12 protein-coding genes are annotated in these 13041 nt (G+C 72.8%); 7 read left to right on the top strand and 5 right to left on the bottom strand.

Annotation, left to right across the window (positions count from 1 at the left end; all coding sequences use genetic code 11):
* Positions 1–136: 136 nt before the first annotated feature.
* Together HNR23_RS06230 and HNR23_RS06225 are read right to left on the bottom strand one after the other, a co-directional pair.
* The gene (locus tag HNR23_RS06230) at positions 137–1033 is read right to left on the bottom strand and encodes a hypothetical protein (RefSeq protein ID WP_184074389.1); all 897 of its coding nucleotides are present in this window, start codon (positions 1031–1033) and stop codon (positions 137–139) included.
* Between the two features lie 434 nt (positions 1034–1467).
* Complete coding sequence (locus tag HNR23_RS06225; RefSeq protein ID WP_184074387.1) at positions 1468–2712, bottom strand: helix-turn-helix domain-containing protein; 1245 nt, start codon at positions 2710–2712, stop codon at positions 1468–1470.
* Positions 2713–3060: 348 nt separating this feature from the next.
* Here HNR23_RS06225 and HNR23_RS06220 point away from each other — a divergent pair, with 348 nt between their 5' ends.
* The 5 genes from HNR23_RS06220 to HNR23_RS06200 all read left to right on the top strand — a co-directional run bounded on the left by HNR23_RS06220 (position 3061) and on the right by HNR23_RS06200 (position 8295).
* On the top strand, positions 3061–3942 hold the full coding sequence (locus HNR23_RS06220; RefSeq protein ID WP_221308040.1) for an ACP S-malonyltransferase: 882 nt from the start codon (positions 3061–3063) through the stop codon (positions 3940–3942).
* Positions 3943–3944: 2 nt separating this feature from the next.
* Entirely contained in the window at positions 3945–4901 is a 957-nt protein-coding gene (locus tag HNR23_RS06215; RefSeq protein ID WP_184074383.1) for a beta-ketoacyl-ACP synthase III, read from the top strand.
* Between the two features lie 97 nt (positions 4902–4998).
* Entirely contained in the window at positions 4999–5238 is a 240-nt protein-coding gene (locus HNR23_RS06210) for an acyl carrier protein (RefSeq protein WP_184074381.1), read from the top strand.
* A 149-nt stretch (positions 5239–5387) separates the two neighbouring features.
* Entirely contained in the window at positions 5388–6623 is a 1236-nt protein-coding gene (gene fabF, locus HNR23_RS06205; protein WP_184074379.1) for a beta-ketoacyl-ACP synthase II, read from the top strand.
* 235 nt (positions 6624–6858) lie between these two features.
* Entirely contained in the window at positions 6859–8295 is a 1437-nt protein-coding gene (locus HNR23_RS06200) for an acyl-CoA carboxylase subunit beta (RefSeq protein WP_184074377.1), read from the top strand.
* Between the two features lie 70 nt (positions 8296–8365).
* Here HNR23_RS06200 and HNR23_RS06195 read toward each other — a convergent pair whose 3' ends face one another.
* A complete protein-coding gene (locus HNR23_RS06195; protein WP_343070742.1) occupies positions 8366–9148 on the bottom strand; it encodes an SGNH/GDSL hydrolase family protein in 783 nt (260 codons plus the stop codon).
* 208 nt (positions 9149–9356) lie between these two features.
* On the opposite strand from HNR23_RS06195, the gene HNR23_RS06190 reads away from it, so the two are divergent.
* Together HNR23_RS06190 and HNR23_RS06185 are read left to right on the top strand one after the other, a co-directional pair.
* The gene (locus tag HNR23_RS06190) at positions 9357–9557 is read left to right on the top strand and encodes a hypothetical protein (protein ID WP_184074375.1); all 201 of its coding nucleotides are present in this window, start codon (positions 9357–9359) and stop codon (positions 9555–9557) included.
* A gap of 333 nt (positions 9558–9890) precedes the next feature.
* On the top strand, positions 9891–12014 hold the full coding sequence (locus tag HNR23_RS06185; RefSeq protein WP_184074373.1) for a hypothetical protein: 2124 nt from the start codon (positions 9891–9893) through the stop codon (positions 12012–12014).
* Positions 12015–12179: 165 nt separating this feature from the next.
* Here HNR23_RS06185 and HNR23_RS06180 read toward each other — a convergent pair whose 3' ends face one another.
* Both HNR23_RS06180 and sufU read right to left on the bottom strand, forming a co-directional pair.
* Positions 12180–12548, bottom strand: coding sequence for a metal-sulfur cluster assembly factor (locus tag HNR23_RS06180; RefSeq protein WP_184074371.1), 369 nt, complete (start codon positions 12546–12548; stop codon positions 12180–12182).
* The gene (gene sufU / locus HNR23_RS06175) at positions 12545–13027 is read right to left on the bottom strand and encodes a Fe-S cluster assembly sulfur transfer protein SufU (protein WP_184074369.1); all 483 of its coding nucleotides are present in this window, start codon (positions 13025–13027) and stop codon (positions 12545–12547) included. Before sufU ends, HNR23_RS06180 begins: the two co-directional genes overlap by 4 nt.
* Positions 13028–13041 lie beyond the last annotated feature (14 nt).

Raw genomic sequence — 13041 nt, 5'->3', positions numbered from 1 at the left:
GGGGGCCCGCACCGTACGCGTCGCGGTGCGGGGGGAATCGGCCGAGGGGGTGGAGGGAAGGGCGAGGGGCGGAACAGGGCGGGGGACCGGGCCGGACGTCATGTCCCGGTCCCCCGCGCGGTTCGATCCGGCGCCGTCAGCTCCTGGTCTTGGGCCGCCGACCGGCTCCCCGTGCCTGGCGGACGGTGCGGCGCAGTGCGCCGCCACCGCGCAGGACACGGCGGGCCGTCACGGCCGGCAGCTCGAACCCGGGGATCAGCTGGGCGGGTTCGGGCTTGGGCTCGCTGCTGGGCACCGCCAGACGCTCGGGGAGGTCGGCGACGGCCCCGGTACCGGACGCGGTGTCGCCGACGCCCGCGGTTCCGGATCCCTCCGCCGACGCGTCGTCGCCCTCGTCACCCGCGGCCGGAGTCCCGGCCTCCCGCCCCGCGGTCGCTGCGGCGCGCTCCGCCTTCCAGGCGCGGTAGCGGGCCATCAGCGCGGTGGCGACGGGCCACTCCACCGGCGCGGGCTGGGCGAGCGCCGCCCACAGGTAGGCCTTGGTGCCCCACGCCTCCATGGCGCGGCGTGCCCGGGTGATGGTGAAGAAGATGGGGGATGCGAGCACGAGCTGCGGCCAGGCCAGGGCCAGGGCGACCAGGAGCGGCATCAGCCCGCCCCCGGCGATGGAGGCCCCGGCGCCGACGGCGACGGGGGTGAGCGCCAGCGCGATGCGCAGCGCCGTGATCTGCCGGAAGCGGTGCAGGGAGCGCCGCACGGAGGCGTCGGCGGACAGCCCTTCGGGCAGCGGGGTCGGTTGGACGACGACGGCGAGCAGCATCGCGGCGACGGCGACGGATCCGGAGAGGAGGATCATCCAGCCCGACGCCGACCAGCTGCCACCGACGGCCAGCGCGGTCAGAATGAGGACGGGGATGGGGGTCGGCAGGAAGAAGAGGACCTGGCGCGTCAGTTGTCCCGATTCCGTCGGCTCTCGGACGATCTCCTGCCATCTGCGGTACAGCTTCTTCACGCCCGCGCCGATTTCTGCCATGGCACCCCCCAAAACCTCGTGCGGCCTCTTGCTCCTGCGCAGGGGACCCTCCGAGCCGACGGTGCGGCCGGCGCCTGCACACCGGCCGGAGGGGAAAGCCGAATCTCGCTTCAGCCCGTGAACACCCGCTCACGGGTCACGTTATCCGCTTTTCGGCCCTCTATTCACCATCGCCCGATAATCCCCCGCAGAAGGTGGACGCCTGTGCTTCGCTCCCGGTTGACGCGGGAGGCGCGCGATTCGCTCTGGTTCGCTCACATCGGCGCCCACCTGCGATGTTCCATCCAGTCAGGACGGATACACCCGCTTGTGTGGCAACGTCCCGGACCACGACGGGGTTCCCGGTTCCGGCGTCCGATTCCCCGGATTTTCGCCTGGACCACGACGGCCGGGCGCACCGCCCTCCCGGCCCGCTCGCGAGGGCCGCATCCCGGCTACCTCCCCGAGCCCGTACCCTCCGCGAGCCGCCCCAGCGTCACCGCGATCCGCAGCACGAACGAGCCCCGGCCGTCGGACGGGGTGTAGCCGGTGAGTTCCGCGATCCGGCTGAGCCGGTAGCGCACCGTGTTGGGGTGCACGAACAGCATCCGCGCGGTGGACTCCAGCGAGGAGGCGTACTCCAGGTACACCGACAGCGTGTCCAGCAGCGGGGAGCCGGCGTTGCGCAGCGGAAGGTAGATCTCCTCCACCAGCTGACGGCGCGCGGACCCGTCCCCCTCCAGCGCCCGTTCGGGCAGCAGGTCCTCGGCGAGCACCGGACGCGGGGCGTCGGGCCAGGCCACGGCGGCGCGCAGCCCGTTGACGGCGGCGGCCACGGACTCCCCCGCGGCCCGCAGGTCGGCGACGGCAGGACCGACGACCACCGGCCCCGGCCCGAAGATGCCGGTCAGCGGCTCCACCGCCGCCATCGGGTCGGAGTCGTCGGCGTACTTGTCGTTGACGCCGATCACCACGATGACGCGCTGCCCCTGGACCCCGGCGAGGACGTCGTGCCCGGCGCGGCGGGCGACCGAGCGCAGGTCCTCCAGCAGTCCGGCCTCCCCCTGCTCGCCGAGCCCCCCGGCCACGGCGACGACGGGCGTGCGCGACCACCCCAGCGCGGCACCCCAGGTCTGCAGTCCCTCCTCGCGGTCGCCGTGCAGCAGCGCGTCGACGATGAGCGCCTCCAGGCGGGCATCCCAGGCACCGCGCGCCTCGGCCGCGCGGGCGTAGATCTTGGCGGAGCTGAACGCCACCTCGCGGGTGTAGCGGAGCACCGCCTCGCGCAGCTGCTGCTCGCCGCCGGGGGCGGCCAGTTCGTCGACCTGGTTCTCCACCACGTCGATGACCACACGCAGCATGTCGACCGTCTGCTGCAGCGTCACCGACCGGGTGAGCTCGCGCGGCGCGGTGCCGAACACCTCGACGGTGATCGCCGGACGCCCCTTGCCGGACTTCTTGAACCACTCGACGAACGCCGCCACACCCGACTGGGCCACCAGGCCCACCCAGGACCGGTCCTCCGCCGACATCTGCCGGAACCAGGACAGGCGGCTCTCCATCCGGGCGACGGCGGCGGTGCCGAGCGCGCCCATGGCGCGCTCCAGCCGCCGGGCGGTCTCCGCCCGCACCCGGGAGTCGTCGCCCGAGGGGCGTTCCTGGTCGACCGGTTCGCTGTGTTCCGTGGGTTCCGTGGTCACGCTTTCCAGGGTGTCATCAGCCGGGCGCGGCGGCGCACACCGCGCCGGACCTCCGGGCGGGGGTCCGCCGCCGGCGGCGGACGCCGGTTCCTCGGCCGTCCGGGGCGCGGCGCGGCGGGGGCGCATGCCCTACCGAGCGGTCACAACGTGACGTGCTCCACCCCGATCCCCCTTCCAACGCCTCCTATTGTAGGTAATCCACAAACGCGATCTTGAAAACTTCGTGGCTACCGCCATCATTCTGGCGATCTTCTACAGGGCAAGGTGGATGTCGTGCTTGTAATCGTTGCTCCTGGCCAAGGCGCCCAGGTTCCCGGCTTTCTCGCTCCCTGGCTCGAACTGCCCGGCATGTCCGAGCGTTTCGAGCAGTGGTCCGACGTCGCCGGGATCGACCTGGCGCGCTACGGCACCACCGCGGACACCGACGAGATCCGCGATACCGCCGTCGCCCAGCCGCTTCTGGTCGGCGCGGGACTGGCCGCGGCCTTCGCCCTGTTCGACGACCTGGACAAGGCTCCCGAGGCCGTCGACGCCGTCGCCGGGCACAGCGTCGGCGAGTTCACCGCCGCCGGTATCGCCGGCGTGCTGCGCCCCGAGGACGCCCTCGCGCTGGTCGCCGAGCGCGGGCGGAGCATGGCCGCGGCCTCGGCCGGCATCGCCACGGGGATGACCGCCGTCCTCGGCGGCGACCGCGACGAGGTCCTGGCCGCCATCGAGGCCGCCGGGCTCACCCCCGCCAACGACAACGGCGCCGGGCAGATCGTCGCCGCCGGCACCGCCGAGCAGCTCGACGCCTTCGCGGCGGAACCGCCCGCCAAGGCGCGGCTGCGCTCGCTGTCGGTGGCCGGGGCCTTCCACACCGCGCACATGGCCCCCGCCGTTCAGAAGGTGCAAGGGCTCGCCGACGGGATGAGACCCGCCGACGCCCGCGTCCGCCTGCTGTCCAACCGCGACGGGGCGGTGGTCGGCGACGGCCGGGAGTACCTGGACCGACTCGTCTCCCAGATCAGCTCCCCCGTCCGCTGGGACGCCTGCACGCAGACCCTGCTCGACCTGGGCGTCACCGCGCTCATCGAGCTCCCCCCTGCGGGCACGCTGACCGGCCTGGCCAAGCGGTCGATGCGCGGCGTCGAACGCCTGGCCGTGAAGACCCCTGACGACCTCGAAGCCGCGCGCCGGCTGATCGAGGAGCACGCCGGACGCCCGGCGGCCGACCCGGAAGGTCGCTGATCATGCTGCAGCAGTCCCCGATGGCCCCCGGAGCACGCGTACTGGGCCTGGGCGAGTACCAGCCGAGCAACGTCGTCACCAACGACGACCTCGCACGCCGGGTGGACACCTCCGATGAGTGGATCCGCAGCCGTGTCGGCATCAGCGAGCGCCGCATCGCCGGGGCCGAGGAGACCGTCGAGAGCATGGCGTGCATCGCCGCCGGCAAGGCGCTCGCCACCAGCGGGCTCACCCCCGACGACATCGACCTGGTGATCGTCGCGACCTGCACCCAGACCGACCAGATCCCCAACGCCGCCGCCACCGTCGCCGCGCGGCTGGGCATCACCGCCCCCGGCGCGTTCGACATCAACGCCGCCTGCGCCGGGTTCTGCTACGCGCTGAGCGTGGCCGCCGACCAGGTCCGGGCCGGGTCGGCACGAAACGCGCTGGTCATCGGCTCGGAGAAGCTGTCCGAGTGGGTCGACTGGACCGACCGCTCCACCTGCGTCATCTTCGCCGACGGCGCGGGCGCGGCCGTGGTCGGCGCCTCCGACACCGTCGGCATCGGCCCGGTGGTCTGGGGCAGCTCCGGCGAACGCGCGGACAAGATCTACCTGCGCGACCACAAGTACCTCTACCAGGAGGGCCAGGCGGTCTTCCGGTGGACCACCACCGAGCTCTACCAGGTGGCGCTCGACGCCATGGAGCGCGCCGGGGTGGAGCCGGGCGAACTCACCGCCTTCGTCCCGCACCAGGCGAACCTGCGCATCGTGGAGTCGATCGCCCGCAAGCTCGGGGCACCGCAGGCGATCATCGCTCGCGATATCGTCACTGCGGGCAACACCTCCTCCGCCTCCGTCCCGCTGGCGCTCTCGCGCATGATCGGGCGCGGCGAGCTGCCGTCCGGAGGACGGGTGCTGACCCTGGGATACGGCGCCGGCCTGACCTATGCGGCACAGGTGCTGGAGATTCCCTGACCCTCCGTGGACCCCTGGCCTCCGGCGTGCGCGCCCGGCCCCCACGGCGAACGTTTTCACCGCATCGCAGTAGTACCAACGTAAGGAGCAACCCGAAATGGCTCACACCGAGCAGGACATCCTGGCCGGCATCGGCGAGATCGTCGACGAGATCGCGGGTGTGCCCGCGGGGGACGTCACCCCGGACAAGAGCTTCGTCGACGACCTCGACATCGACTCCCTGTCCATGGTCGAGATCGCCGTGGCCGCGCAGGACAAGTTCGGCGTCGAGATCCCCGACGACCAGCTCAAGGACCTCAAGACGGTCCAGGACGTCATCACCTTCATCCAGAAGTAGTCCCCGCGACGGGTCGCGGCGCCGATGCCGCCGCGCCCGTCCCGAGCCCGCCGGCCCACCCCCCGCCGGCGGGCCCCGACCATCCGACCCGTTCCCCGCCGCGACCCCGCCGGGCGAACCGACCAACGAGACGAGAGGGCGATAGGCCGATGAGTACCACCGATGTCGTCGTCACTGGCCTGGGCGCCACCACCCCGCTGGGGGGTGACGTCACCACGACCTGGTCGGCCCTCCTCGAAGGTCGGTCGGGCATCACCGAGCTTCCCGAGGACTGGAAGGACCGGCTCCCGGTCCACTTCGCCGGCCGGATCGCCGTGGAACCCGCCGAGAAGCTGCCCCGGCAGCGGCTGCGCAAGCTCGACCGGACGCAGCAGTTCGCACTGATCGCCGCCCAGGAGGCGTGGGAGGACGCAGGCGCCCCCGCGGTGGACCCGGTCCGCCTGGGCGTCGTCGTCTCCAGCGGCATCGGCGGCATCCTGACCATCCTGGAGCAGTACGACACCTTCCGCGAGCGCGGCTGGAAGCGCGTCTCGCCGTTCACGGTGCCGATGCTCATGCCCAACAGCCCGTCCGCCGCCGTCGCCCTGGAGTTCAGCGCCCGGGCCGGCGCGCACGCACCGGTGAGTGCCTGCGCCTCCAGCTCCGAGGCCATCGCCGACGCCATCAGAATGATCCGCGACGGCCGTGCCGACGTCGTCATCGCCGGCGGCACCGAGGCGGCCATCCACCCGCTGAACATCGCGTCGTTCGCGTCCATGCGGGCCCTGTCGACCCGCAACGACGACCCGCAGCACGCCTCCCGCCCGTGGGACGTCGACCGCGACGGGTTCGTCATGGGCGAGGGTGCCGGGATCATCGTGCTGGAGTCGGCCGAGCACGCCGCCGCGCGCGGCGCGCGCGTCTACTCCGTGGCCGCGGGTGTCGGCTACACCGACGACGCCCACGACATCGTCCAGCCCGACCCGGAGGGCGTCGGGCAGGCCCGCGCCATCACCCAGGCGCTGGCCGACGCCGACCTCAAGCCGAGCGACATCGCGCACATCAACGCGCACGCGACCTCCACGCCCACGGGCGACGTCGGCGAGACCGTCGCGATCCGCGCGGCGCTCGGCGACGCCGCGGACCAGGTGGCGGTCACCTCCACCAAGTCCATGACGGGGCACCTGCTCGGCGGCGCGGGCGCGGTCGAGGCCATCGCCACCATCCTGGCCCTGCACGAGGGCGTGATCCCCGCGACCACCAACATCGAGGAACTCGACCCCGGCGTCCAGGTGGACATCGTCCGGGACAAGCCGCGCGACCTGCCCGCCGGACCGGTCGCCGCGCTCAACGAGTCCTTCGGCTTCGGCGGCCACAACATCTGCACCATCTTCCGCCGCCCCTGAGACGTCCCCTCCCGACGGCCGTGCCGGGGACCGCACCGGCCGTCGGGAGGTGGACCCTGACGACCCCACCGAGTCGCGCCGACCCTCCGCCGATCACCCACCGCCGGCACGACACGTCCGAACGTTCCGCGGTGACCGCAAGCGACCACCCCGTGCTCCCGCGGAGCCCGCGGACGCGCATCGGCGGCTCCGACCGGTTCACCATCGCCCGCTTCCATCAGAAGGAGTCGGCCCCATGACCGTGACCGACAGCAGAGTGGCGGGGACGCCGACGGCGACCGCCGCCGAGGACCCGCGCACACCGCGCCTGCGGCTGGCCGCGTTCTTCGACGAGGGGTCGCTGCGGCTGCTCACCGCCGAGGACGACAGCGCCGCGCTGGCCGCCCTCGGCCGGATCAACGGCATGCCCGCCGTCGCCTTCGCCAACGACGCCCGTATCCAGGGCGGCGCCATGGGCACCGCGGGGTGCGCGGCCATCGAGGCCGCCTACGAGCACGCGGTGCGCGAGCGGATGCCCGTCATCGGCCTGTGGCACTCGGGCGGTGCGCGGCTCGCCGAAGGGGTGGAGAGCCTGCACGCCGTCGGCCGCGTGTTCGCGGCGATGACCAGGGCCTCCGGCGTCGTCCCGCAGATCTCGGTCGTGCTCGGCGCGGCTGCCGGCGGTGCCGCCTACGGCCCGGCGCTGACCGACATCGTGGTCATGTCCGAGCGCGGCAAGGTGTTCGTGACCGGCCCCGACGTGGTGCGCAGCGTCACCGGCGAGGAGATCACCGCCGAGGAGCTGGGGGGCGCCGACGCCCACGGCCGCCGCAGTGGTGTGGTCCACCTGACCGCACCGGACGACACCGCGGCGATGGTCAGGGGCCGCGAGCTGGCCTTGCTGCTCGGCCACCAGGGCCAGCTGCGCCTCGACGACGTCGCCGACGCCGACCTCAGCGACGTCCTGCCGGAGTCGCCGCGGCGGGCCTACGACGTGAAGCCGCTGGTGAACCGTGTACTGGACGCACCGATCGGCGAGGGCGCGATCGAGCTGCAGGCCAAATGGGCGCCGAACATCGTCACGGCGCTGGGCCGGCTCGGCGGGCGCACGGTGGGCGTGATCGCCAACAACCCGCTACGGCTGGGCGGGTGCCTGGACTCCAAGTCGGCGGAGAAGGCGGCGCGCTTCGTGCGGATGTGCGACTCGTTCGGCGTGCCGCTGGTGGTGCTGGTCGACGTGCCCGGGTACCTGCCCGGCGTCGGCCAGGAGTGGGACGGCGTGGTGCGCCGCGGCGCCAAACTGCTGCACGCGTTCGCCGAGGCCACCGTGGCGCGGGTGACCCTGGTGACGCGCAAGTCCTACGGCGGCGCCTACATCGCGATGAACTCCCGGTCCCTGGGCGCCACCCGGGTGCTGGCGTGGCCGACCGCGGAGATCGCGGTGATGGGCCCGGTCGCGGCGGTGCGCATCCTGCACCGCAAGAAGCTCGCCGCCGTCCCGGAGGAGGAGCGCCCCGCGCTGGAGCAGGCTCTCGCCGCCGAGCAGGAGAAGGAGGCCGGCGGCCTGGAGCGCGCCCGCGACCTCGGGGTCGTCGACGAGGTCATCGATCCGGCCCGCACCCGAAGCGCCCTGGCCCAGGCCATCTCCACCGCCCCCGCTGCCCGGGGCGCCCATGGCAACATCCCCCTGTAAGGGGTGCTCCCGGCCGCCGCGACGGCGCTCGCCGACCGGCGAGCCTCCGCGGCACACGCCTTAGGACACCTTAGGACAGGTGCCAGCGGTCGGCGCCCAGGTCGCCGTTGAGTTCGGTGAGTTCGGGGCGCTTGGGCATGCGGCCGTCGCCCGATGAGCGGCCCAGGGCGCGGCGGCTGAGCCACGGGACCAGGTGCTCGCGGGTCCAGCGCAGCGTCTCGCGGCGGCGCAGGATCCGGGGCAGCTGCGGCGGCGGGGTGTCCCAGGGGCGCTCCCACATCTCCTGCGGCCCCATGGGGGCACCCAGGAGATCGGCGATGCGCGCGGCGACGATCCGGTGGCCGGTGGAGTTGAGGTGCAGCCGGTCCACGCTCCAGGCGCGCGGGTCGTTGAGGGACTCCATCGCCCACAGGTCGACGATGTCGGCGCCGGTCCGCTCGGCGATACGGCGCAGGTGCATGCTGAACACCGCGATCCGGCCGCGGTAGGCGCGCAGTACCGGGATCCAGCCGGTGTCGTGGCCGGAGAGGATGACGGGGCGGATCCCGGCCTCCTGCAGCCTCCGGATTCCGCGCTCGAAGTCCGCGGCGAGCACGTCCAGGTCGGTGTTGGGGCGCAGCACGTCGTTGCCTCCGGCGTGCACCGTCACCAGGTCCGGCAGGCAGGCCAGGGTGTGGTCGAGCTGTTCGCCGAAGATGTGCCGCACGCGGCGCCCGCGCACCGCGAGATTCGCGTAGCGGAAGTCGGACACGCCGCCGGCGAGGTGCGCGGCAAGGCGGTCGGCGAAGCCGCGGTACTCGCCGTCGGGCCCGGGATCATCGAGGCCTTCGGTGATGCTGTCCCCTATGGCGATATAGGAGCCAATGGCCGGGGTGCTCTCCGGGCGGTCGCCACGGAGGGGGTTCATCTCCAGGTCAGTCACGTACTACCAATCGTGCGGCTCGACCCGTGCGTACGGCACGCCCAATCCGCGTTGACGCGCACGGAAACGTCGTGGACTTGGCCTGCCAGGAGCCCTCTTCGCACCGACCGCGAGCGGACGCCACTGGGGATACGGCGGCGTGCCCGACCAGCATACCGCCGACCGCCGCCACGTGGCGGTACAGGCCCTGCCCCTGCGCCGCCGACGACCGCGCGCCGACCCGCCGGGGATCCGTTCCGGGATCCGATGGGCCGACCGCGAAGAGCGCTGCGGTGGAATATCACACGTGATGTCGCTTCTGCCAGGCGTGCACGTGACCGGCCCCGGCCAGCAGATGTGACCTATGACATATTTCGCCTGGGGAAGCCGCCCCTGGCGGCGCCCGATTCCCCCGGCGGCCATCCCGCTCCGTCACCCGGGGCACGCGCCGCCGCCCCGGGAATCGCCTCGTCGGTCCGGCCGATCCGGCAGCGGGGACTACCCAGGAGACACGGACCGACGTACGATCACCGGGAAGTGCGCAGGGCGACGCCATCGTCGCTGCTGGCGACCATTGGAGCGACTTGGTCCGCCACCCCGGCCGAGGACGCGTAATGTGGGGCACTAGCCGAATGCCCGTGCGGTCCCCTTCATGTTCACGAGCCGACAGCCTGGAGGTCGAGGTCTTCCGCAGATGAACGCCATCTCCCCGATCTGCCTCACCGACCTCGCGCCCGCCCTGCGCTGGAGCAACCCCGCGGACGTCTCTCCTGTGCTGCGGCATGCCCGGCTGGTCGACGGATGGTGGCGGTCCCTCCCTCTGGCCCGGGTCCTGGACATCGCGGGTCCTACCTGGCTGGCGCACTGCCTGGCCCGGCTCTCCACCGAGCACTGGCCCTACCTCGAACTCGGCGACTTCCTGCCCACCCTGCGCGAATGCCCGCTGGACGTGGACGACATCGCCGAGCCCGTGCGCAGCGCCGTCCTGGCCACGGCCGGCGGCTGGGACCAGCTGGTGTCCTCCACACCCGAGACCATGGCCGGATGGTTCCCGCACGGCGAGTGCGGCATCACCGACGTCGTCAGCACGGCCGCCTGGCAGGCCCTGCAGCCCTTCACCGGCGACGCCGTGCGTACACCGGCCCCCTCCCCCGCCCTGGTGATCGAGGCCGTGCGCGCGGTCACCCACTGGATTCCCGCCTCGGCTCCGGAGCACGTGCACAACGCCCTGTCCTACCTGGCCACGGCCACGGGAGCCGACTGCGCCGCCGGGCCCGGCGGCGCGCAGGAGGCACCGCAGACCCCGGCCTCACGCGCGATCCGCACGCTGCGGGCGCTGCGCGCACAGCGCAGCGAGGAGGAGTCCGGCGGCAGCGACGACCAGCAGCCCGCCCCGGCCACCGCCGCCTCCCTGTCCGGCAAACTCGCCAAGCGCCGCAACGCGCTGCTGGGCCGCGACGGCTCGCGCCGCCCGTCCTTCAACCCGACCAAGAACGCGGCCGCGCCCGGCCCCACCTGCGCCCAGGGCGCCCCCGAACTCGGCACGCACCCGTTGGTCGACCTGCTGGAGGACCTCTTCCGCGGCTGGGACGAACTGGAGCGCACGGTCGCCGCCGAGCGCCTGTTCGCCGCGGACCCGGTGAGCATCCGCCTGCTGGCCGACCAGGTGCACGTCGAGATCGCCGAGATCCGCAACGCACAGCGCAGTGTCGAGGAACGGCTGCTGCAATGGCTGGGATCGTCGGCCGGCGCCCCCGTCACCAAGCACCTGCGGGACCTGTCCGACCGGCTCGGCACCGCCACCACCATCGACCACCTGATCAGCGCGCACCCCGACCACCCCGCGGAGGTGCCCACGCTGCGCACCCCGCTGTGGCGGGTCGTCATCACCCTGTTCACCGACCGCCGCCTGCACAACGGCTGGCTGGTCACCGAGGACCCGCAGCGGCTGCGCTGGCAGACCCGCGAGATGCTGGGCGACGCACCCAGCCTGACCGAGGCCGGGATCCGGCTCGGCCGCCTCGGCATCCGGCAGCAGTCGCTGCGCGCGTGGCTGCTCAGCACCCCCGGTGTGAGCATCCGCGACGGCCAGGTGCTGGTCGACCCGGCCACGCCGATCGAACCCCCGCCGCAGGCCGCGGGCGGCGGCCACGCCGGCATGCACCAGGCCGCCGACGGGTCGACCACCACCAACGGGCTGCCCATCCGGCGCCGGCCGGCACCCGGGCAGCGGCAGACGGCCCCGGCACCCGCCGCCGCGGACACCCAGGCGTCGCTGCCCGGGGTGGAGACCTCGGCGCGCTGCTTCCGCGCGCCCGACGGCCGGTGGTGGCACCGGGTGGACGTCACCGCCGACCACCTCAACGGGGCGCCGGTGACCGTACCCCCCGGCTACGCCACCCACCTGGGCCTGCGGCCGGGGCGCCTGCTGTGCCTGACCGCCCCCGGCGCCGACCTGCTCGTGCTGGTCTGGCGCGACCAGCCCGCGTTCGACTCGCTGCGCCCGCTGCTGCGCCGCCTGTCCGCGCAGCCCGGCGACCGCGTCTTCATGACCGTCAACGGCGACCGCCTCGACGCGCGGCGGCTCCCGGCCGACACCCTGGGCGACCACACGCCAACGAGCCGGGCGCTGCACCTCATCGGATACACCGCCCCGGCCACCACCGAGGAGGCGATGAAGATCATCGCGCACCGGATCAGCCCGGAGGGCGAGGAGGTCCCGGCCGAGCCGCAGGCCCTGCTGGAGCGGCTGGCCAAGCGCGGAGACGACGACATCGTCAGCGAGCTGGGGCCGGGCCTGTACGCCGTGAACCACTGACGGTTCGCCGGCGAGCCACCGCCCCTTCGTTGATCTCGGAGATAGTGGGGTCTCCCACGCGATTTTCACCCCAGTATCTCCGAGATCAACGGAAAAAGGGCGAGCGCGTTCGCGCTCGCCCCTGAGGCTGTCGTGCGGTCCGACCGCCCGGCCGAGGTACGGACGTCAGACGTTGAAGCCCAGCATGCGCAGCTGGTCGCGGCCGTCCTCGGTGATCTTGTCCGGACCCCACGGCGGCATCCAGACCCAGTTGATCTTGACGTCGCGCTCGAACTCGTCGAGCGCGCTGGTGGCCTGGTCCTCGATGACATCGGTCAGCGGGCAGGCCGCGCTGGTGAGCGTCATGTCGAGGGTGATGGCGTCCTTGTCGACGTTGACACCGTAGAGCAGCCCGAGGTCGACGACGTTCACGCCCAGCTCGGGGTCGATGACGTCCTTCAGCGTCTCGGCGATCTCCTCGGCCAGCGCCTCGTCACCGGCGGCCGGCTTCTGCTCCGGGGCCGCCACGGCCTCGGCGGACTCCTTCTCCGTCATGAGGCGCCCTCCTTCTCCTTCTCCAGGGACTGGGCGGTCGCGTCCTTCCACGCCATCCAGGCGAGCAGGGCGCACTTGATACGGGCAGGATATTTCGACACTCCGGCGAAGGCCACCGCGTCCTCCAGGACGTCCTCATCGGGCTCGCCCTGGCCCTTGGAGTGCATCAGCTCGGTGAACGCGTCGAGCATCCGCATGCCCTCGTCCACCGTCCTGCCGATCAGCAGGTCGGTCAGGACCGACGCGCTGGCCTGGCTGATGGAGCACCCCATGCTGTCGTAGGAGACGTCGCTGACGACGGCCCGGCCGTCGAGGCTCCGCCCGTCGGCGGGGGTGAGCGCCACCCGCAGCGTCACCTCGTCACCGCAGGTGGGGTTGATGTGGTGCGCTTCGGCGTTGTGCGGGTCGCGCAGGCCCTTGTTGTGCGGGTTGCGGTAGTGGTCCAGGATGATCTCCTGGTACATCGCGTCCAAACGCATCGCTGTCGCTATCC

Source organism: Nocardiopsis mwathae (assembly GCF_014201195.1).
In the GTDB taxonomy this organism is placed as follows: Bacteria; Actinomycetota; Actinomycetes; order Streptosporangiales; family Streptosporangiaceae; genus Nocardiopsis_C; species Nocardiopsis_C mwathae.
The sequence above is the reverse complement of the archived record's forward strand: the minus strand, read 5'-3'. Positions and strand labels throughout refer to the sequence as shown.